Source organism: Knoellia sp. LjRoot47 (assembly GCF_964253435.1).
GTDB lineage: Bacteria > Actinomycetota > Actinomycetes > Actinomycetales > Dermatophilaceae > Knoellia.
In genome coordinates, this window is record NZ_CAXUQS020000001.1 from 1,580,686 (window position 1) to 1,601,050 (window position 20,365).

The window sequence follows — 20,365 nt, forward strand, 5'->3', positions numbered from 1 at the left end:
GATGACCGACAACCTCCTCGGCATCCCCGAGACCCGCCTGCCCGTCGACCCGGCCGCCCGGCTCCTCGACGAGGGCGTCGCCGCCGACCAGGTCGCGGCGTCGAACCCGACGTCGTCGCTCGCGTGGGCCACGCTCGCCGAGGACGCCCTCGCCGACGGTCGCACCGTCGAGGGCTACGCCTACGCGCGCACCGGCTACCACCGGGCGCTCGACTCGCTGCGCAAGAACGGCTGGCGCGGCCAGGGGCCCGTCCCGTGGGAGCACGAGCCCAACCGCGGCTTCCTCCGCTCGCTCGCCGTCCTCTCGCGGGCGGCTGGCCTCATCGGTGAGAGCGACGAGGAGCGGCGCTGCGCCGACTTCCTGCGCGACTCGTCGACGACGGGGGCGCGCGAGCTCGGCCTCTGACACAGCCACCGCATCGATGAGAGAAGGGCTCGGACCACCAGGTCCGAGCCCTTCTCCAGCCCCTGCCAGGGAGCACCGCGCCTGAGCGCGTCGACGTCCGCGTGTCCCCTGCCACGTCGGGTGTCGCGCCCATCATGCAACGGGTTCGCAGGTTTCTGCGACACTAAAGTGCCATTGGCAGCATCCTGCCAGCGACATCGCACGAAAGGTTGTGACATGCCCCTGACCTCAGGGAACGTCACCTCGCCCGGTCGGCTGCTCGAGGAGTACTTCGACCGCGAGGACGCCCGCATCGACGAACGGCTGCGAGACCTGAGGCAGGTCCGCGACCTTCTCGGACGCCTCACCAGCCCTGCGTCGGAGCGCCAGACACCCGGTGTCGAGCCGATCAGCGACGAGCTCGCCCCCACCGTCGTCCAGCGCCTCATCCACGAGTCCAGCGGCGTCCTGCGCAACCTCGTCATGGTCGTCGACGCCGGACCCGCCCTCGACGACGCGACGATGCGCGACAACCAGCAGTGGATCGCCGCCGGCAACGTGCAGCGCACGCTCTACCCGGCGCAGGCGCTCGACACCCCGCAGGGGCTTCAGTGGCTCCGCTCGTGGTCGACGGTCGGGGAGGAGCAGCGGCTCCTGCCCGAGGTCGCGAGCGAGTACGCCGTCTTCGGCGAGGTCGGCGCCGTCGCCCTGCGGCGATGGGGCGACGTCGAGTCCGGCTACGTCCTCATCCGCGACCCGCTGCTCATCTCGACCCTCTCCGCCTACTTCGACCTCGCCTGGGAGCACTCGCACGCCGTGCCCTACGCCGCGAGCGGGCCCGGCGACGAGCGCCTCGTGGAGCTGCTCGGCATGGGCCTCAAGGACGAGGCCATCGCCCGCTTCCTCGGGGTGGGTCTGAGGACCGTGCGGCGCCGGATCGCGGGCCTCATGTCCATCCACGGCGTCGACACCCGCTTCCAGCTCGGCGCCGCGCTCGCGGCCTCGCGCCCGACGGCATCGGTGGGCGGACGGCATACCCGATAGTCTGGGATCTCACAGGGGCCCGTCGCGAACGCCACGCGCCGGGCTCCTCGCATGTCACGCACGCGCGGCACCGGTCGCGCAGGGAAGGACAACCGCATGCCGGCAATCGTGCTCGTCGGAGCCCAGTGGGGCGACGAAGGCAAGGGCAAGGCCACCGACCTCATGGGCGAGGACGTCGACTACGTCGTCAAGTTCAACGGGGGCAACAACGCAGGCCACACGGTCGTCATCGAGACCGAGGACGGCCAGCGCGAGAAGTACGCCCTGCACCTCCTCCCCTCCGGCATCCTCACCCCCAGCGTCACGCCGATCATCGGCAACGGCGTCGTCGTCGACCTCGAGGTGCTCTTCGAGGAGCTCGACGGGCTCAACGCGCGCGGCGTCGACACGAGCAAGCTGCTCGTGAGTGCCAATGCGCACGTCATCGCCCCCTACAACCGCACCCTCGACAAGGTCACCGAGCGCTTCCTCGGTGCCCGCAAGATCGGCACCACCGGCCGCGGCATCGGCCCGACCTACGCCGACAAGATGAACCGCGTCGGCATCCGCATCCAGGACATCTTCGACGAGGGCATCCTGCGCCAGAAGGTCGAGGCGGCCCTCGCGCTCAAGAACCAGGTGCTCGTCAAGATCTACAACACCCGCGCCGCCGAGGCCGACCGTGTCGTCGAGGAGCTGCTCTCGTATGCCGACCGGTTGCGCCCCATGGTCGCCGACACCGCGCTCGTGCTCGAGAAGGCGCTCAACGAGGGCCAGAACGTCCTCCTCGAGGCCGGCCAGGCCACGCTGCTCGACGTCGACCACGGTACCTACCCGTTCGTGACGTCGTCGTCGGCGACGGCCGGTGGCGCCTGCACCGGCTCGGGCATCCCGCCGACCCGGGTCTCGCGGGTCATCGCGATCCTCAAGGCCTACACGACCCGCGTGGGCGAGGGCCCGTTCCCGACCGAGCTCGACGACGACAACGGCGAGTTCCTGCGCAAGACCGGCGCGGAGTACGGCACGACGACCGGCCGCCCGCGCCGCTGCGGCTGGCTCGACGTCGTCATCGGCCGCTACGCCACCCGGATCAACGGCGTCACCGACTTCGTCATCACCAAGCTCGACGTCCTCACCGGACTGCCCAAGGTCCCGATCTGCGTCGCGTACGACGTCGACGGCGTGCGCCACGACGAGATGCCGGTGGGGCAGAGCGACTTCCACCACGCGACGCCGATCTACGAGGAGCTCCCCGGCTGGTGGGAGGACATCTCCGGCTGCCGCACCTTCGAGGAGCTGCCCGCCAACGCCCAGGCCTACGTCCTGCGCGTCGAGGAGCTCGTCGGCGCCCGCGTCTCGGCGATCGGTGTCGGCCCGGGCCGGCACGAGATCATCGAGCGCCACGCCCTCCTCGACTGACGGCCGCTACGCCGGGGTGGCCGCCCGCGGCACCCGTTGCGTCCGCAACCTTGGTCGGGTTCTCGACCAGGGTTGCGGACGTTGCCGTATGCCGTCCGCCTCCGTCCGCGGATGTGGTCGGGTTCCCGACCACCCTTGCGGACGCTGGGGTCGGGTGGGTGTCAGGCGGGTGGGAGTCGGGCCGGGATTCAGCCCGGGCGGAGGACCGTCATGCGGTGGGCGGCTCGGGTGAGCACGACGTAGAGCACGCGCACCCCACCGGGTGACTCCTCGATGATCGCGTCCGGGTCGACGACGACGGTCGCGTCCCACTCGAGGCCCTTGGTCGACAACGGGTCGATGACCTGCACCCGTCCGTCACCGGCGCCCTCGAGGTGGGAGAGCCGGTCGGCCCACCGCAGCGGCGTGATGACCGCGATCGAGCCCTCGACCTCGCCGAGCAGGTCGTCGATGGCGGACTCGACCGAGGCCACGGGCGGCGGCTCCACGACCGTGTCGACCGGGTCGATCCCGGTCTCGCGCACCGCTGCCGGGATGTCGGCGTCAGGGACGAGGGGGAGGATCACGTCCCGGGCGTAGTCGAAGATCTCGCGGGCGTTGCGGTAGTTGGTGTCCATGTGGAAGCCGCGCACCTCGTGCGAGCCGTAGGCCTCGAGCCGGGCCGTCCGCGACTCCTCGAGGTCGCCCCACGAGGCCTGGGCGGCGTCGCCGACGACGGTCCACGACGCGTTGCGGCCCCGACGCGCCAGCGTGCGCCACTGCATCGGTGACAGGTCCTGGGCCTCGTCGACGAGGACGTGGGCCGAACCCGACGCACGCTCGATCCGCCCGTGCATCAGGCGTTCGCGGGCGTCGGTCGGCGTGACGACGCTCTGGCTGGCCGTCGGCGAGACGCGGCGGTCGACACCGGCGCGGACGTCGAGGACGCCGTAGGCCGACAGGTCGTCGAACTCCTCGATCTCGTAGAAGCCGCGCTCCTCGGTCTCGGGCACCTGGACCTGGCCGAGGCGGGAGGACAGGTCGTCGATCAGTGCGACATCGGCGACCGACCACGTGCCGAGGTCGAGCGCCTCGCGCAGCGACTGGGCCAGGGCGGCAGCCTCCTCCTGGTCGAGGACGCCGCGGGCGAGGCGGTAGGCGTGGTCGGTGTCGGCGAGCGTGAGGAGCACCTCGCGCGGGTCGAGCTGGCGCCACCACGCGTCCATGAACTCGTCGACGTCGCGCGAGCTGTCGAAGGCGTCGAAGAACTCGTCGCGGTCGCCCTGACGCACCGAGCGCCACGCCTCCTGGGCGAGCTCCTCGCGGGCGTGCTTGCTCGCGAGGTTGTGCTGGCCCGAGCGCAGGATCTGGCGCCGGATGCGGTGCAGGACGGACTCGTCGAGCCGCACGGCGTGCCCGTTGACGAACGCGCGCAGCTGCGAGGGCGCACCCACCGGCGGCCGCGACGCGGCGCGCGAGAGCACCCGGCGGATACGCAGCGAGCCCTTGACCGCAGCGACCTCGGGCTGGTCGAGCCGCGTGGCCGTCACCCCGTCGACGAGGTCGCCGAGGGCGCGCAGCGAGACGCTGTCCTCACCGAGCGAGGGCAGGACGCGCTCGATGTATGCCGTGTAGGCGGCCGAGGGGCCGACGACGAGGATCCCGCCCGACTCGAAGCGACGTCGCTCGGAGTAGAGGAGGTAGGCCGCGCGGTGCAGGGCGACGACGGTCTTGCCCGTACCGGGGCCGCCGGTGATCTCGGTGACGCCGCGTGAGGGTGCCCGGATCGCCTCGTCCTGGTGGCGCTGGATGGTGGCGACGATGTCGCGCATCTGGCGGCCACGACTGCGGGTCAGCGCGGCGATGAGGGCGCCGTCGCCCACGACGACGATGTCATCGGGCGCCTCGGGCACCATGAGGTCGTCCTCGACCCCGACGACGGTGGCACCCTTGCAGCGCAGCACCCGTCGGCGCAGCACGCCCATGGGGTCCACGGGGGTCGCGCGGTAGAACGCCGAGGCGGCCGGGGCGCGCCAGTCGATGACGAGCGGCTCGTAGTCGTCGTCACGAACGCCGAGCCGGCCGATGTGCCGGACGTCGCGCTCGGACGCCGGGGTGTCCACCGACCCGAGGTCGAGGCGGCCGAAGACGAGCCCCTCGTACTGCTTCTCGATTGCGGAGCGGCGCTTGGCGGCGGCGTAGACGAGGGCGTCGCGCTCGAACAGCCCGGTGAGCTCCTCGTCGCGGACCTCGCCGCTGCGGCTCGAGCGTCCTCGGGCGATGCCGTCCTGCTCCACCTCGGAGGCGCGCGCGGAGGCCTTCTCGAGCTCGGCGTAGACGCGGTCGACGTGGGCCTGCTCGAACGCGATCTCGCGGGCGACGTCCGCCGAGGTGTCAGTGGCACCGGGGCGCGTGGTCGTCACGGTCGAAGCCCTCCCTGCAGAGCGACGTGGGTGTGGTGCGCGGCGCGCACGGAAGGGATGAGTCTACGCGGGGATCGGGCCCGCCACCGCACGGTCGACGTATCGCGTCGGGCCGGCTCGGAGTGCACTCAGATGAGGCCGCGCCGACCGGCGATGGCCCCGGCCTGGAACCGCGTCGTCGCGCCGAGCTCGGTCATGATCGAGCGGACCCGTCGCTCGACCGTGCGTTGCGAGATCCCGAGCTGGCGGGCCATGGTGAGGTCGCTGGCACCGGCGGCGAGCAGGGCGAGGATCTGCCCGTCCCGGTCGGTGAGCCGGACGAGGGCCTTGCCACGCGGGGTGCGGGGCAGGGGCGTGGCGAGGGCGAAGAGCCCCAGGCACATGTCCATGAGCGCTGCGGCGAGCTGGCGCTGCTGGACGTAGAGCGAGCCACCACCGGTGTCGAGGTGGGTGATGTCGATCACGGCGGTGCTGCGGTCGACGGCGAGGACCGAGAACGCGAGATGCGGCGTGAGCCTCACGTCGATGCCGTCGGCGCGCATCGTCTCGAGCGCGCTGAAGGCGCCCTCGACCTCGAGGATCGACTGCTCGAACACCACCTGCCGCTCGAGCGCCGGGCTCGTGACGGTGCTGTGGGAGGCGATGATCGACTCGGCGTGCCGGATCACCACCTGGTCCATCCGGTCGCTGCGCGCGACGAGCCTGACGACCCGGCTCTCGGCCCGGCGCGAGGCCCGGAAGAACGCCGTCTCGACCTCCTCGAGCGTGTCGAGGATCGCGACGTCACGGCTGGACTGTCCGGCGGCCACCCCCGACCGCGCCTCGTTGTACATGTGGGTCAGCCCCTCGACCGCCGAGCGGGTCGTGCGTGCCTGGCGCTCGAGGTCCGCGGCCCAGGCCGGCAGCGTCGTGTCGGGCGGGAAGACCTCGATGACGTCGCGCCGGGCGGCGTTGACCATGTGGCGCGCCTCGAGGTTGGCCAGGGCCGCGGTGACCTCGTCCTCGGTCAGTCCCTCGCGCAGCAGGGCGCTGCGCCGGGGCGCGGGCTGGCGCAGCAGCAACAGGTAGACGCGGGTGGTCAGCTCGTCGATGGCGAGGCGGACATCGGGCACGCTCACAGCGCCCAGACTATGGCGGGATCACGACATTGTCAGGAATCCGCCGCCGTTTGGTTTGAATGAAAGGTGAACCGCGTGTCATGGTGGTCCACGTCGACCTCGTCGACGTTCACGCAGAGCCTCCGGTTCCCCCCAACCGTGAGTGCCGCGTGAGCGGGCGCGGCGCACCCGGGGGTACCCCCCTGCTCCCCGGGCGCGTCGCGCCCACACCTTTGTCCCGGGCACGACGTCGTATGCCGTCCCGCTGGACTGCCGTTCGTACGGCCCCTCCTCCGCCCTAGGCTTGGCGCCCATGAAGGTCCTCGTCATCGGCTCAGGTGCCCGCGAACACGCCATCGTCCGCAGCCTCGTGGCGGACCAGGCCGTCGATGCGGTCGTCGCCGCCCCCGGGAACCCCGGCATCGACACGATCGCCCTGTGCGAGCCGCTGGCCGACGCCACGGACCCCGCCGCGGTCCTCGATGTCGCACAGCGCCACGAGGTCGACCTCGTCGTCATCGGGCCCGAGGCCCCGCTCGTGGCCGGTGTCGCGGATGTGCTGCGGGACAACGGCTTCGACGTGTTCGGCCCCTCCGCGGAGGCCGCCCGTCTCGAGGGCAGCAAGGCGTTCGCCAAGGAGGTCATGTCGTCGGCCGAGGTGCCCACCGGGCTCGCCCACCTGTGCACGACCCTCGACGAGGTAGCCGAGTCCATCGACGCCTTCGGCGCGCCCTTCGTCATCAAGGACGACGGACTGGCCGCGGGCAAGGGCGTCGTCGTCACCGACGACCGCGAGGCCGCGCTGGACCACGCCCGGGCCTGCCTCGCCAAGGACGGTGGACGCGTCGTCGTCGAGGAGTTCCTCGACGGCCCCGAGGTGTCGCTCTTCGTGCTCAGCGACGGCGTCACGGTCGTCCCGCTCACGCCTGCCCAGGACTTCAAGCGGGTGGGTGACGACGACGCCGGCCCCAACACCGGTGGCATGGGGGCCTACAGCCCGCTCGCCTGGGCCCCCGACAACCTCACCGACGAGCTCGTCGCGCGCGTGGCCCAGCCCACCGTCGACGAGATGCGCCGCCGCGGGGCGCCGTTCGTCGGCGTCCTCTTCATCGGGCTCGCCATGACGAGCCGCGGCCCCCGGGTCATCGAGTTCAACGCGCGCTTCGGCGACCCCGAGACGCAGGTCGTCCTCGCCCGGCTGCTCACACCGCTCGGCGGGCTGCTCAAGGCGGCCGCGACCCAGCGGCTCGACGACTACGACACGCTGCGCTGGTCCGACGACCACGCCGTCACGGTCGTCGTCGCGTCGCACAACTACCCGGGGACACCGCGCACTGGTGACCCGATCACCGGTGTGGGCGACGTCGAAGGCGTGCCCACGGCATACGTGCTCCACGCCGGGACGGCGCGCGACGAGAGCGGTACCCTGGTCTCGGCTGGCGGGCGGGTCCTGTCGGTCGTCGCGACCGGGAGCGACCTCGGGCAGGCGCGCGAGCGGGTCTACGCCGCGGTGGACCTCATCGGGCTCGAGGGGTCGCACCACCGCACCGACATCGCCCTCAAGGCCTCACGCGACGAGATCACCGTCGGCTGATCCCCCGCGGACGTCAGCCGCGGAACGGGATCGCCGAGCGGAGCACCGGCACGCCGGCGTAGCCGCGCGAGGTGAGCAGTCCGCGCAGCGACTCGGTCGCCTCGTCGCCGTTGGGCGAGGGCGAGATCGCCACGGCGCGGATCGGGAGGGGCGCCGGAGCGCGGGCCACCGGGCCGTCGTCCCCGGACGTCGCCGACGCGGCCGGGCCGGTGAGCTCGACGTAGGGCGCCATGCCGTAGGGCGTCGACCGGTAGCGGACGAGGCTCGCCTCGAGGGACTGTGCCTCCGGTTCGTCGGCGGTCCACAGGACGATGGCCTGACGGGTCTCGCGCTCGTCGACGAAGCCGCTGTGCTTGATGAGGAGCAGGGCCTGCTCGAGGTCGTCGCGCGCGTCGTCGAGCTCGGCGTACGCCCCGGGGTTGACCGCCCCGGAATGCGACGCCTCGCCGACCCGGTCGCGGAAGCGCATGAGCTCGCCGGGCAGGCCGTCGAAGACCGCGTCGACGAGCGCGAGCTGCTCGGCCTCGTCGTAGCGGACCGGCTCCCAGCGCGTGCGGCGGACGTGGATGGAGGACCCGAGGCCACCGGCGTAACGAGCCGGGTCGGTCGTGGGGTCGCCGAGCACGCGCAGCGGTGCGTCGGCGTCGAGCCCGATGGCGTAGGACTCCTGCGCCCCGCCGTAGTTGCGCCACATCACGAGGCTGTCCCACGCCTGCGAGGCGCTGAGGATGAAGAACGACGCGGGGCTGGGGCCGTGCCCGTGGTCGACGCCCTCACGCACCCGCTGGGCCATGGCGGCGAAGTACGAGTCGGCGCCCTCGGCCTCGCCGAGCTCGAGGAGCCGCCGGACGATGAGCTCGCCCCCGAGGGCGACCTCCTGCTGGTCGTTGAGGAACGACGCCGAGGTCGCCCACAGGACGTGCTGGGTGAGGATCGAGACGAGACCGGGCCCGTTGGTGAAGTGCCACACGACGTTGCCGTCCACGACCGGAGGCGTCGAGGGTGGGGTGAGCGCGGTGCCTCGACCCCGCGGCGCTGGTCCGAACATGCCTCCGAACCTAGTGCGCGGCGAGCGGCTGGGTCAGACCTGCGGCAGGACGGTCGACGCGAGCTCCTCGACGTGGTCGAGGTCGGCGAGGTCGAGGACCTGGAGGTAGAGGCGCGTCGCCCCGGCCTCCGCGTAGCGGCCGATCCGGTCGACGACCTCATCGGTCGAGCCCGCGAAGCCGTTGCGCCGCAGCTCGTCCACGTCGCGGCCGATCGCGCCGGCCCGCCGGGCGAGGGTCGCCTCGTCGCCGCCGAGGCACAGGACGCCGACGGCCGACATCGTCAGCTCGTCGGGGTCGCGCCGCCGCTCCTCGCACGCGGCGCGGACGCGCTCGAAGAGCACCCGTGAGTCCTCGGGTGACTGGAACGCCGCGTTGAACTCCGAGGCGTAGCGGGCCGCGAGGGCCGGCGTGCGCCGCTTGCCGGAGCCGCCGACGATGATCGGGACGCCGCCCTCCTGCACCGGCTTGGCGAGCGCCGGCGCGTCGACCATCGGGTAGTGCGACCCGTCGTGCGTGTAGGTCCTGCCCGGCGGTGTCGCCCACAGGCCGGTGATGACGGCGAGCTGCTCCTCGAGGCGGTCGAAGCGCTCGCGGACGTCGGGGAAGTCGATCCCGTATGCCGTGTGCTCACCCGCGAACCACCCCGCACCGATGCCGAGCTCGACCCGGCCGCCGGACATCTGGTCCACGCCGGCCACGGCGATGGCGAGCGGGCCGGGGAGGCGGAAGGTCGCCGCGGTGACGAGCGTCCCCAGACGGATCCGGGTGGTGTCGCGAGCGAGGCCGGCGAGCGTCACCCAGGCGTCGGTGGGACCGGCGCCGCCGTCACCGCTCATGTGGAGGTAGTGGTCGGACCGGAAGAACGCGTCGAACCCGGCGTCCTCGGCGGTGCGGGCGACGGCGAGGAGGTCGTCGTAGGTCGCGCCCTGCTGCGGCTCGGTGAAAATCCGGAGGTCCATGCCGCAACCCTACGGAGGTGTCGGTGGATGGTCCTAGGTTGGAGTGATGGATCAGCACCCCGAGCTGGGCATCACGTTCGACTGCCATGACGCGCAGGTGGTGGCGGCGTTCTGGTGTCGCGCCCTCGGCTGGGTCGAGTCACCGCCGCCGCAGGGCTGGGACGACTGGCCGAGCTTCCTCACCGACCACGGCGTCCCCGAGGACGAGTGGGGCGACGGCGCCGCCATCCGGCCCACGACGGGTGATGGACCGTCGATCAGCTTCCTCAAGGTGCCCGAGGCCAAGACGGTCAAGAACCGCATGCACCTCGACGTCAAGGTCAGCGGCGGTCGCCACGTCGACCAGGAGCTGCGCGAGACCCGGATCCGCGCCAAGGAGGCCGACCTCGTCGCCCACGGCGCGCGGTCGCTGCGCGAGGACGTCGGTGAGGACGGGAGGCTCGACCACGTCGTCATGGCCGACCCCGAGGGCAACGAGTTCTGCGTGGTCTAGTCGTCCACGCCGCGGGCGCTCAGCGCCTCACCGAGGCGGTCGGCGTGCCGCAGCGACCGCACGATGAGTGGGACGGCGAAGGCTCGCGGGCTCGACCTCAGGCCACGGGCGTGCTGCGCCTCGCGGACCTCCTGGGCGAGCCCCAGGACGACGTGCACCGACCGGATGCCGAGCGCGAGCATGAGCCCGACCCGTTCCGGGTCGACACCGAACCGGCGGAGCCACCCGCAGACGCGCACGACGACGTCGACCATGGCCGTCGTCCGGGTCGTCGTGGTGACGAGCCCGGCGAGCAGGACGAGTGACACGAACGACCCGACCACCCCGACCCCGGTCTGCCACGACGCGAACACCCACTGGACGACGAGCAGCGGCACGGCGACCCAGGCGAGCCCGGCGACCTGACGGCCGAGGACGCGCAGCGGGAGGCGAGCGACGGCATACAGGGCACAGACGAGACCGAGGGCGAGCCCCACCTGCCACGGTGAGCGCCAGACCGCCAGGGCCACGCCGGTGCCGAGGAGGACGAGCAGCTTGGCGCCGGCACCGAGGCGGTGGACCGGCGAGGTGCCGGGGAGGAAGAGCGGGACCGCGGTGGCGGGCATCAGCGTGCGACGAGCGCGCGGTAGGCCGCGACGGCGTCGGCGGGGGAGCCGTCGTGCACGACGGCGCCGTCGTCGAACACGAGCACGCGGTCGAAGCCGTCGAGCAGGTCGAGGTGGTGGGTCACGAGGACGACCTGCTGCGCGAGCCCGTCGACGAGCCGGCGAACCATCTCGGCGTTGCGCAGGTCGAGCAGGGTCGTGGGCTCGTCGAGGACGAGGAGGTCGGGTTCGGTGACGAGCACGCTCGCGAGCGCCAGCAGCTGCTTCTGTCCGCCCGACAGCAGGTGGGCCGGGTGGTCGGCATGGCCCTCCAGCCCGTATGCCGTGAGCGCGGCCTCCGTGCGTGCGCGGACCTCGGCCTGGGTCAGGCCGCGTCGGCGCAGGCCGAAGGCGATGTCCTCGCCCACGGTCGGCATGACGATCTGCGCGTCGGGGTCGGTGAAGCAGAAGCCGACCCGCCGTCGCACCTCGCGCCCCTCGCGCACGGTGTCGCGCCCGTCGACGGTGACCGTGCCGGTGTCGGGGTGGACGAGGCCGTTGAGCAGCCGGACGAACGTCGACTTGCCCGAGCCGTTGGCGCCGACGATGCCGATGCGGTGCTCGGTGAGGACGACGTCGACGTCACGCAGCACCGCCCGCCGGGCGGGGCCGTCGCCGAAGGCGTGGCTGACACCAGTGACGCGGATCTCGGGCACGGTCGAGGCAGGGTCAGGCGGAGACGCGCTCGGTCGGCGCCGGCCGCTCGGCGCGGGCCGGGATGAGCCCGGGGTAGGCCGCGTGGACGCCGACGGCGACGAACGCCGTGAGGACGGCCTTGACGACGTCGCCGGGCATGAAGACGGCGGCGAGGGTGGTCGCCTTGACGAGGCTCACGTGGAGGACGAGCGCCATGCCGACGATGCCGATCGCGTTGAGGGCGAGGACCCCGCCGAGGATGTTGGCCATGACACCGAGGTGGAGGCGGTAGGGGCGGCCGATCCGCTCGGTGAGCAGGCCGATGAGGAACGCCGCGACGGGGAAGCCGACGAGGTAGCCGACGCTCGGGCCGGCGAAGACGCCGAGCCCACCGCGACCGCCGGAGAGCAGCGGGAGGCCGACGGCGACGAGGGCGAGGAAGAGCAGCACCGACAGGGCGCCGCGCTTCGCTCCGAGGATGGCGCCGGCGAGCATGATGCCCATCGACTGCGCGGTGATCGGCACGGCGCCGCCGAACGGCGAGACCGCCGGGACGAGGCCGAGTGCGGCGATGACGCCGGTGAAGATCGCGATGAGCGACAGGTCGCGGGACGTGAGCATGACCCGGAGTGTGCCAGTCCCGGGGGTGCTCGCGACACCCGCGGCCACCGTGCGGGCGACCTACGGGCGCAGCCGCTGCGTGAGCGTGAGGGCGACCACGGCGGCACCGATCGAGATACCCATGAGTAGGGCGAAGACGCCTCCGTCGAGGGCGTCGTGCCGCGCGGCGATGAGCGCCCCGCCGCCCGCCGTGGTGAGGGCGCTCCCGAGGCTGGCGCCGATCTGCGACGCGGCCGTGGCCCGTCCCTGCTCGTGCTGTGGCGCGAGGACGAAGATCTCGGTGGCCAGGCTCGGCGACGACAGGCCCATGCCGGTGGCGGCGAGGGCCCAGCCGGCGAGCCCGGGGACGAGCTCGACGACCTCGAGCGAGAGCAGCAGCGGGCCGATGCCACCGAGCGCGATGAGCGCGAGCCCGAGGCGCACCCGGGCCGCCGCGTCGAGGTGCCGCTGGACCACGTCGAGCCCGTGGATGGCCGAGCCCGCGGCCCAGAAGACGCCGGTGAGGCTGAGGCTGACCCCCGCGAGGGCGGGGCCGACGTCGTGGGTCACGTCGAGCATGAGCGGGAGGTAGCCGCCGATGCCGCCGAACGCCACGACGAGCAGCGTCCGCAGGGCCACGACGGCCGGTATGCCGCGCGCAGCCGTGAGCGTCCCGGCCGGCAGGGCCGCCCGGACCGTGGCGACGAGCGCGAGGCCGCCGACGACGAGGGCGAGCAGCCCGGCCCGGTGGTGCTCGCCACCGTCGAAGGCGAGTGGTCCGCCGACGCTGAGGAGGGCGACGGCGGTGGCGAGGCCGATCGCCGGGCCGAGCGGCGCCGGCTGGCTCGCGTCCGCAGCCGTGGTGGCCTGGTCGTCGTCGTCCTGCCGGGTGGTGTCGCGGCGCAGGGCGGGGAGCAGCAGGAGCAGCGCGGGGACGAGGAGGAACGTCGGCAGGAGGAAGACGAGGCGCCAGCCGACGAGCGCTTCGGCGGCGCCGGCAGCCCCCGGGCCGAGCAGGCTCGGAAGGATCCACGCGGCGGCGAACGTCGCGAACACCTTGGCCCGCAGGTGCTCGGGCAGCGCCCGCGCGGCGAAGACGAGCGTCGAGACGTCGATGAGGCCCTCGGCGACGCCGGAGAGCCCGCGGCCGGCGAGGAAGACCGTCATCGACGGCGCGGCCGCGGTGACGACCTGGGCGGCGGCGAAGGTCGCCAGCCCGGCGAGCAGCACCGTCCGCGAGCCGACCCGGTCCACCCAGCGGCCGGCGACGACGACGGCGACCATGAACGTCACCATCGACGCGGCGTTGGCCGCACCGAACCATGCGAGGCCGTCGAGGGCCCGGGTGGCCGTCGGCATGATGCTGATGACGGCCCGGTTCTCGAAGGCCCCGAGCGTGACCAGGGCGATGATGCCCGCCGCGACCGGGAGGTGCCGGGCGCTGAAGAGCCGTTCGGGAGGGGGCGCCAGGGCCGTCGAGGTCATGGGCGGCATCCTGATATCTCAAGTCCACTTGAGATCAAGTCGTAGGCTGGACCCGTGGACAAGAACGACCTGCTGCCCATCGGGGAGGCTGCCGCGCGCAGTGGCGTCACCGTCGCGACGGTCCGGTTCTACGAGGACCGAGGACTCATCCAGAGCGTGCGGAACGTGGGCAACCACCGCCGCTACGGACGGCATACGCTCCGCCGGATCGCCGTCGTGCGCGCGGGGCAACGGTTCGGGCTGAGCCTCACCGAGATCGGCGAGGCGCTCGCGACGCTGCCCGTGGACCACCCGCCGACGAAGCGCGACTGGGCCCGGATGTCCGCCGCGTGGCACGACGCCCTCACCGAGCGGATCGAGGCCATGACGCAGGTCCGCGACGGCCTCACCGACTGCATCGGCTGCGGCTGCCTCTCGGTGACGTCGTGCCCGATCTACAACGCCGACGACGCCCACGCGACCGACGGCCCGGGCGCCCGGCGCTGGCCCGCGGCCGCCCGCTCGTGACGCCGGCCCGTCGACTGCGAGAATCGGCGCCATGACGACGCCGCTCGAGATCCCCGGCTTCACGCACCTCTACTCCGGCAAGGTGCGCGACCTCTACGCGCCGGAGGGTCGTGACGACCAGCTCCTCCTCGTGGCCTCCGACCGGATCTCGGCGTTCGACTTCATCCTCGACCCGCCGATCCCCGACAAGGGCACGGTGCTCACCCAGCTGTCGCTGTGGTGGTTCGACCAGCTCGCCGACCTCGTGCCCAACCACGTCGTGTCGACCGACGTGCCCGACGTCGTCGCCGGCCGCGCGGTGCTCGTCCAGCGGCTCGACATGGTGCCGGTCGAGTGCGTCGCCCGGGCCTACCTCACCGGTGGTGGCCTGCGGGAGTACGTCGCCGACGGCACCGTGAGCGGACTCGCCCTGCCCGACGGGCTGCGCGACGGCGACCGGTTCGAGGAGCCGCTCTTCACCCCCTCGACCAAGGCGCCGATGGGCGAGCACGACGAGCCGATGTCGTACGAGGCGGTCGAGGCCGAGGTCGGCCCCGAGATGGCCGCCAGGCTGCGCGACCTCACGACCCGCATCCTCGCCCGCGGCAACGAGATCGCGGGGGAGCGCGGCATCCTCATCGCCGACACCAAGGTCGAGTTCGGGCTCGACGCCTCGGGGGCCATCGTGCTCGCCGACGAGGTGCTCACCCCCGACTCCTCGCGGTTCTGGCCGGCCGACCAGTGGGAGCCGGGCCACACGCAGCCGAGCTTCGACAAGGAGTTCGTCCGGGAGTGGCTGCTCTCGTCGGAGAGCGGCTGGGACAAGGGCTCCGGCGAGGCGCCGCCGGCGCTGCCCGCCGACGTCGTCGAGCGGACCCGGGCCAAGTACGTCGAGGCCTACGAACGCCTCACCGGCCGGACCTTCTGAGCCATGGCCCCGGAAGGCACCGAACCGCGCAGCTGGCAGACCGAGGCTGACCGGCTGGCGCACGCGAGCGCCGAGCGGGGCGACCCCACCGGCTGGTTCGAGCAGCTCTATGCCGCCGGCGAGTCCGGCGAGGTGACGATGGCCTGGGACCGGTCGGAGCCACAGCCCCTCCTCGCCGACTGGACCCGCCGCGGTGCGGTCCCCGGTGAGATGCGTTCCGCGGTCGTCGTGGGCTGCGGGCTCGGCGCCGATGCCGAACACCTCGCTTCGCTCGGGTTCGCCACCACGGCGTTCGACCTGTCCCCGACGGCCATCCGGACCGCGCAGGCACGGCACCCCCGCTCGGGCGTCGACTACCGGGTGTCCGACCTCTTCGACCTGCCGCCCGAGTGGCACCACGGCTTCGATCTCGTCGTCGACGTCTACACCGTCCAGGCCCTGCCGCCGGACCTGCGCGAACGCTCGAGTGCCGCGGTCGCGGACCTCGTCGCGCCCGGTGGGACCCTCGTCGCGATCCACGGGGTGCTGCCCCCGGACGACGACGGGTCGGGCCCGCCGTGGCTCCTCACCGCCGAGCAGATGCACGCCTTCGCCGAGCACGGGCTGACCGAGGTCGGGCTCGAGCGGGTCGACGACCTCACCGCCTACCCGTGCTGGCGGGGAGTCTTCACGCGCTGAGCCGGGTTTCGGGGAGCCAGGGGCCGCGCAGTAGCCTGTGACGCGGCCCAGCCGCACCTCCCACGGAGTCCCTGAGTGATGGTTTCGTCGCACGAGCTCGCCCTGACCACCGTCGACGGCGGGTCCGCGCTGTCGCCCTTCCGGGCGCGCGCGCTGCTCACCCGGCTGCAGGCGGTCGACCCGTCCGTCACCGGCGTCACCGCCCGGTTCGTCCACTGGGTCGCGAGCGAGGAGCCCCTCGACGAGGCCGGGCGCGCCACCGTCGAGCGCCTCCTCACCTACGGCGACCCGTATGCCGGCGGCTCACCCTCCGAGGGCCCGTGGACGACCGTCGTGGTCGGGCCCCGGCTCGGCACCATCTCGCCCTGGGCGAGCAAGGCCACCGACATCGCGCACAACTGCGGGCTCGACCTGCGCCGCGTCGAGCGCGTCACCGAGTACACCGTCGAGGGCGTCGAGCTCACCGGTGAGCCGTGGGGCGCCGTCGCCGCGCTCCTGCACGACCGGATGACCGAGACCGCTCTCCCCACGCGTGACGCCTCCGCCGCCCTCTTCGAGGAGCGCGAGGCCGAGCCGATGGAGCACGTCGACGTGCTCGGCGGCGGGCGCGCCGCGCTGGAAGGTGCGAACACGGCATACGGGCTGGCCCTGTCCGACGACGAGATCGACTACCTCGCGGAGTCGTTCACCGGGCTGCAGCGCAACCCCACCGACGTCGAGCTCATGATGTTCGCGCAGGCCAACTCCGAGCACTGCCGCCACAAGATCTTCAACGCCGACTTCGTCGTCGACGGCGAGCCGCAGGTCAAGAGCCTCTTCGGGATGATCCGGCACACCGAGGCGGTCGCGGGCGCGGGCACGGTCGTCGCCTACAAGGACAACGCCTCGGTCATGGAGGGTGGGCGGATCGAGCGCTGGCTGCCCGAGCGTGGTGACGGGCCCGGCGCCTACGTCGCGCGCGAGGAGGACGTCCACGTCCTCATGAAGGTCGAGACGCACAACCACCCGACGGCGATCTCGCCGTTCCCCGGCGCGGCCACCGGTGCCGGTGGCGAGATCCGCGACGAGGGTGCGACCGGTCGCGGCTCGGCCCCCAAGGCCGGCCTCACCGGGTTCGTCGTGTCCAACCTCCACCTGCCCGGCACGGACGAGCCGTGGGAGACCGAGACCTACGGCGCGCCGGACCACATCGCGTCGCCGCTCGACATCATGGTCGAGGGCCCGATCGGCGCTGCCGCCTTCAACAACGAGTTCGGTCGCCCCGGCATCGGCGGCTTCTTCCGTGTCTACGAGCAGACGGTCGACGGGGTGCGCCGCGGCTACCACAAGCCGATCATGAGCGCCGGTGGCCTCGGCTCGATCAGCGCCGACCAGACCGAGAAGGTCCGCTTCCCCGCCGGCACCCTGCTCATCCAGATCGGTGGCCCCGGCATGCGCATCGGCATCGGTGGTGGTGCCGCGTCGTCGATGGCCTCCGGCGACAACGCCGTCGAGCTCGACTTCAACTCCGTGCAGCGCGGCAACCCCGAGATGGAGCGGCGCGCCCAGGAGGTCATCAACCACTGCTGGTCGCTCGGCGCGGACAACCCGGTCCTCGCGATCCACGACGTCGGCGCCGGTGGCCTCTCCAACGCCTTCCCCGAGCTCGTCGACGACGCCGGGCTGGGTGCTCGCTTCGACCTGTCCGCCGTCCCGCTCGAGGAGTCCGGTCTCGCGCCCAAGGAGATCTGGGTCAACGAGAGCCAGGAGCGCTACGTCCTCGCCGTGGCCCCCGAGTCGCTCGAGCTGCTCGAGTCGTTCGCCGAGCGTGAGCGCTGCCCGCTGTCGGTCATCGGCGTCGCCGCGGACGACGCGCAGCTGCTCGTTGCCGGTAAGTCCGACGCGGATGTCCCGATCGACATGCCGATGGAGGTCCTGCTCGGCAAGCCGCCGCGCATGACCCGCGACGTCGAGCGCGTGCAGTGGACCGGTGACACGCTCGACGTGGGCTCGATCGCGGTGCGGGACACGGCATACGCCGTCCTGCGTCACCCCTCCGTCGCGAGCAAGCGTTTCCTCGTGACGATCGGCGACCGCACGGTCGGCGGGCTCACGCACCGCGACCAGATGGTCGGCCCGTGGCAGGTGCCCGTCGCCGACGTCGCGGTCACCCTCGGGGACCACGCGGGCTTCGCGGGCGAGGCCATGGCCTCGGGGGAGCGTATGCCGCTCGCGTCCGTCGACGCTCCCGCCTCCGGCCGGATGGCGGTCGGCGAGGCGATCACCAACCTCCTCGCGGCACCGATCTCGGCCCTGTCGTCGGTCAAGCTCTCGTGCAACTGGATGGCCGCGGCCGGGGAGTCCGGCGAGGACGCCGCGCTCTACGACACCGTGCAGGCCGTCGCGATGGAGCTGTGCCCGGCGCTCGGCGTCTCGGTGCCGGTCGGCAAGGACTCGATGTCGATGCGGACCCGGTGGACGGACCCGGCGTCGGGCGAGGCGAAGCAGGTCACCTCGCCGGTGTCACTCGTCGTGTCCGCGTTCGTCGCGCTGCCCGACGTGCGCGGCACCGTCACCCCGCAGCTCGCACCTGACTCGGCCCTTGTCCTCATCGACCTCGGCGCCGGTGCGAACCGGCTCGGCGGGTCGATGCTCGCCCAGGTGTCGGGCGCCTTCGGTGGCGACGTCCCCGACCTCGACGACCCGTCGCGGCTCGTGGCGCTGGCCCGGGCCGTGGCCGAGCTGCGTTCCCGCGGGCTGCTGCTGGCCTACCACGACCGTTCGGACGGTGGCCTCTGGGCGACCGTGTGCGAGATGGCGTTCGCGAGCGGGTTCGGCGTCGAGGTCTCGGTCGACTCGGTCGAGCAGCTGTTCACCGAGGAGCTCGGTGCCGTGCTCGGCGTGCCGGCCGGCGCGGTCGCCGACGTGCTCGAGGTGCTCGTGTCCGCGGGGGTGGGCGCACTCGCGACCGTCGTCGGTGGCACCCACCCCGAGCGACAGGTCACGGTCAACATCGACGGCGAGGTGTCGATCGACGAGCCGCTGTCCGACCTCGCGCAGGCCTGGGACGAGGTGTCCTGGCGGATCTCGGCACTGCGCGACAACCCCGAGTGCGCCGACGAGGAGCACGCCGCGTTCGGCTCGGACGACGACCCGGGCCTGCGGGTCTCGACGACCTTCGACCCGACCGACGACATCGCCGCGCCGTTCCTCAACCTCGGCGCCCGGCCGCGGGTCGCGATCCTGCGCGAGCAGGGCGTGAACTCGCACGTCGAGACGGCCTACGCGTTCCACCGGGCCGGCTTCGAGACGCTCGACGTCCACATGACCGACCTGCAGGCCGGGCGAGCGTCCCTCGCCGACGTCACCGGGCTGGTGGCCTGCGGCGGGTTCTCCTACGGCGACACCCTCGGAGCCGGTGAGGGATGGGCGCGCTCGGTGCTCTTCAACGACGCGCTCACCGAGCAGTTCCACGAGTTCTTCCACCGTCCCGACACCTTCGGTCTCGGGATCTGCAACGGGTGCCAGATGTTCGCCGCGCTCGCCGACCTCATCCCGGGCGCGGAGGCGTGGCCGCGGTTCACCCGCAACCGTTCCGAGCAGTACGAGGCGCGGCTCTCGCTCGTCGAGGTCCTCGAGTCCCCGTCGATCTTCACGTCGGGGATGGCGGGGTCGCACCTGCCGATCGCCGTCGCCCACGGCGAGGGCTTCGCCAACTTCTCGGCGCGCGGTGACGAGGCCGCGGTGCAGCGCGTGGCGCGCTACGTGACGGGCGACGGGTCGGTCGCCACGGCATACCCGCACAACCCCAACGGCTCGCCGGACGGGCTCACCGCGGTGACCACGCCGGACGGCCGGTTCACGGCGATGATGCCGCACCCGGAGCGGGTCCAGCGCAACGCGCAGATGTCGTGGACCGACGGTCGGGTCGAGGACGTCTCGCCGTGGATGCGGATGTTCCGCAACGCCCGCACCTTCGTCGGCTGAGGTCCCGGCTAGTCCCTCGCCGCGGCGATGAGCCGGGTGAGGCCGTCGCGCAGGTCCTCGAGCTCGCTCAGCTCCATGCCGAGGCGCTCGAGGATCGCGGGCGGGACCTTCTCGGCGCGGCTCCGCAGCCGTGCGCCGGAGGGGGTCAGGGCCACGGCGAGTGCGCGGTCGTCGTGCGGGTCGCGGCCCCGGGTGATGTGGCCGCTGGCCTCGAGGCGCTTGAGGAGCGGGGACAGGGTGCCCGGGTCCAGGCTCACCCGACGCCCGAGCTCGCTCACCGTGAGCGGTGCCTCCTCCCAGAGGGCGAGCATGACGAGGTACTGCGGATGGGTCAGCCCCATCGGCGCGAGCAGCGGCTTGTAGAGGGCGATGACGTTGCGCGACGCCACGGCGAGGGCGTAGCAGACCTGTCGGTCGAGGGCGAGCAGGTCGGTGCCCGTGGGTGCTGCTGCGGTGGCCTTCGACGTCGTCACAGGTCGGATCCTACGCGGCTCGGTGATATTGTGAGTGCACAAACTATT

18 protein-coding genes are annotated in these 20,365 nt (G+C 72.6%); 9 read left to right on the forward strand and 9 right to left on the reverse strand.

Going from position 1 to position 20,365, the window contains the following annotated elements; translation table 11 throughout:
* Nucleotide 1 precedes the first annotated feature (1 nt).
* From ACSQ11_RS07700 to ACSQ11_RS07710, 3 genes are all read left to right on the forward strand, one after another.
* On the forward strand, nt 2-406 hold the full coding sequence (locus ACSQ11_RS07700; protein WP_436004553.1) for a DUF3151 domain-containing protein: 405 nt from the start codon (nt 2-4) through the stop codon (nt 404-406).
* Nucleotides 407-622: 216 nt separating this feature from the next.
* Nucleotides 623-1,429 carry a hypothetical protein gene (locus tag ACSQ11_RS07705; RefSeq protein WP_436004554.1) on the forward strand — a complete coding sequence of 269 codons (807 nt, stop codon included), beginning with the start codon at nt 623-625 and terminating at the stop codon, nt 1,427-1,429.
* Between the two features lie 96 nt (nt 1,430-1,525).
* The gene (locus ACSQ11_RS07710) at nt 1,526-2,827 is read left to right on the forward strand and encodes an adenylosuccinate synthase (protein WP_436004555.1); all 1,302 of its coding nucleotides are present in this window, start codon (nt 1,526-1,528) and stop codon (nt 2,825-2,827) included.
* Nucleotides 2,828-3,015: 188 nt separating this feature from the next.
* Here ACSQ11_RS07710 and ACSQ11_RS07715 read toward each other — a convergent pair whose 3' ends face one another.
* Nucleotides 3,016-5,229 (reverse strand): HelD family protein, encoded by a 2,214-nt coding sequence (locus tag ACSQ11_RS07715; RefSeq protein WP_436004556.1) that lies wholly within the window; start codon nt 5,227-5,229, stop codon nt 3,016-3,018.
* Nucleotides 5,230-5,357: 128 nt separating this feature from the next.
* Nucleotides 5,358-6,347 (reverse strand): response regulator transcription factor, encoded by a 990-nt coding sequence (locus tag ACSQ11_RS07720; protein ID WP_436004557.1) that lies wholly within the window; start codon nt 6,345-6,347, stop codon nt 5,358-5,360.
* A 292-nt stretch (nt 6,348-6,639) separates the two neighbouring features.
* Here ACSQ11_RS07720 and purD point away from each other — a divergent pair, with 292 nt between their 5' ends.
* Nucleotides 6,640-7,920, forward strand: coding sequence for a phosphoribosylamine--glycine ligase (gene purD, locus ACSQ11_RS07725; RefSeq protein WP_436004558.1), 1,281 nt, complete (start codon nt 6,640-6,642; stop codon nt 7,918-7,920).
* Nucleotides 7,921-7,933: 13 nt separating this feature from the next.
* Here purD and ACSQ11_RS07730 read toward each other — a convergent pair whose 3' ends face one another.
* Both ACSQ11_RS07730 and ACSQ11_RS07735 read right to left on the reverse strand, forming a co-directional pair.
* Nucleotides 7,934-8,968, reverse strand: coding sequence for a hypothetical protein (locus ACSQ11_RS07730; protein WP_436004559.1), 1,035 nt, complete (start codon nt 8,966-8,968; stop codon nt 7,934-7,936).
* A 33-nt stretch (nt 8,969-9,001) separates the two neighbouring features.
* Entirely contained in the window at nt 9,002-9,928 is a 927-nt protein-coding gene (locus ACSQ11_RS07735; protein WP_436004560.1) for an LLM class F420-dependent oxidoreductase, read from the reverse strand.
* A gap of 46 nt (nt 9,929-9,974) precedes the next feature.
* Here ACSQ11_RS07735 and ACSQ11_RS07740 point away from each other — a divergent pair, with 46 nt between their 5' ends.
* Nucleotides 9,975-10,421, forward strand: a complete 447-nt coding sequence (locus tag ACSQ11_RS07740) for a VOC family protein (RefSeq protein WP_436004561.1) — start codon at nt 9,975-9,977, stop codon at nt 10,419-10,421.
* Here the strand turns inward: ACSQ11_RS07740 and ACSQ11_RS07745 are convergent.
* The 4 genes from ACSQ11_RS07745 to ACSQ11_RS07760 are packed head-to-tail and all read right to left on the reverse strand — an operon-like array spanning nt 10,418 to nt 13,786.
* Nucleotides 10,418-11,026 carry an energy-coupling factor transporter transmembrane component T family protein gene (locus ACSQ11_RS07745; RefSeq protein ID WP_436004562.1) on the reverse strand — a complete coding sequence of 203 codons (609 nt, stop codon included), beginning with the start codon at nt 11,024-11,026 and terminating at the stop codon, nt 10,418-10,420. The genes ACSQ11_RS07740 and ACSQ11_RS07745 overlap by 4 nt on opposite strands.
* A complete protein-coding gene (locus ACSQ11_RS07750) occupies nt 11,026-11,721 on the reverse strand; it encodes an energy-coupling factor ABC transporter ATP-binding protein (protein WP_436004563.1) in 696 nt (231 codons plus the stop codon). Before ACSQ11_RS07750 ends, ACSQ11_RS07745 begins: the two co-directional genes overlap by 1 nt.
* 13 nt (nt 11,722-11,734) lie before the next feature.
* On the reverse strand, nt 11,735-12,322 hold the full coding sequence (locus tag ACSQ11_RS07755; protein WP_436004564.1) for a biotin transporter BioY: 588 nt from the start codon (nt 12,320-12,322) through the stop codon (nt 11,735-11,737).
* 60 nt (nt 12,323-12,382) lie between these two features.
* A complete protein-coding gene (locus ACSQ11_RS07760; RefSeq protein WP_436004565.1) occupies nt 12,383-13,786 on the reverse strand; it encodes an MFS transporter in 1,404 nt (467 codons plus the stop codon).
* A gap of 54 nt (nt 13,787-13,840) precedes the next feature.
* On the opposite strand from ACSQ11_RS07760, the gene soxR reads away from it, so the two are divergent.
* The 4 genes from soxR (at nt 13,841) to purL (ending at nt 19,844) form a co-directional block, all read left to right on the forward strand.
* Entirely contained in the window at nt 13,841-14,293 is a 453-nt protein-coding gene (soxR, locus tag ACSQ11_RS07765) for a redox-sensitive transcriptional activator SoxR (RefSeq protein ID WP_436004566.1), read from the forward strand.
* Nucleotides 14,294-14,324: 31 nt separating this feature from the next.
* Entirely contained in the window at nt 14,325-15,200 is an 876-nt protein-coding gene (locus ACSQ11_RS07770) for a phosphoribosylaminoimidazolesuccinocarboxamide synthase (RefSeq protein WP_436004567.1), read from the forward strand.
* A gap of 3 nt (nt 15,201-15,203) precedes the next feature.
* Complete coding sequence (locus ACSQ11_RS07775) at nt 15,204-15,878, forward strand: class I SAM-dependent methyltransferase (protein ID WP_436004568.1); 675 nt, start codon at nt 15,204-15,206, stop codon at nt 15,876-15,878.
* A 78-nt stretch (nt 15,879-15,956) separates the two neighbouring features.
* A complete protein-coding gene (purL, locus tag ACSQ11_RS07780) occupies nt 15,957-19,844 on the forward strand; it encodes a phosphoribosylformylglycinamidine synthase (RefSeq protein WP_436006725.1) in 3,888 nt (1,295 codons plus the stop codon).
* 8 nt (nt 19,845-19,852) lie between these two features.
* Here purL and ACSQ11_RS07785 read toward each other — a convergent pair whose 3' ends face one another.
* Complete coding sequence (locus tag ACSQ11_RS07785; protein WP_436004569.1) at nt 19,853-20,317, reverse strand: MarR family winged helix-turn-helix transcriptional regulator; 465 nt, start codon at nt 20,315-20,317, stop codon at nt 19,853-19,855.
* Nucleotides 20,318-20,365: the final 48 nt, after the last annotated feature.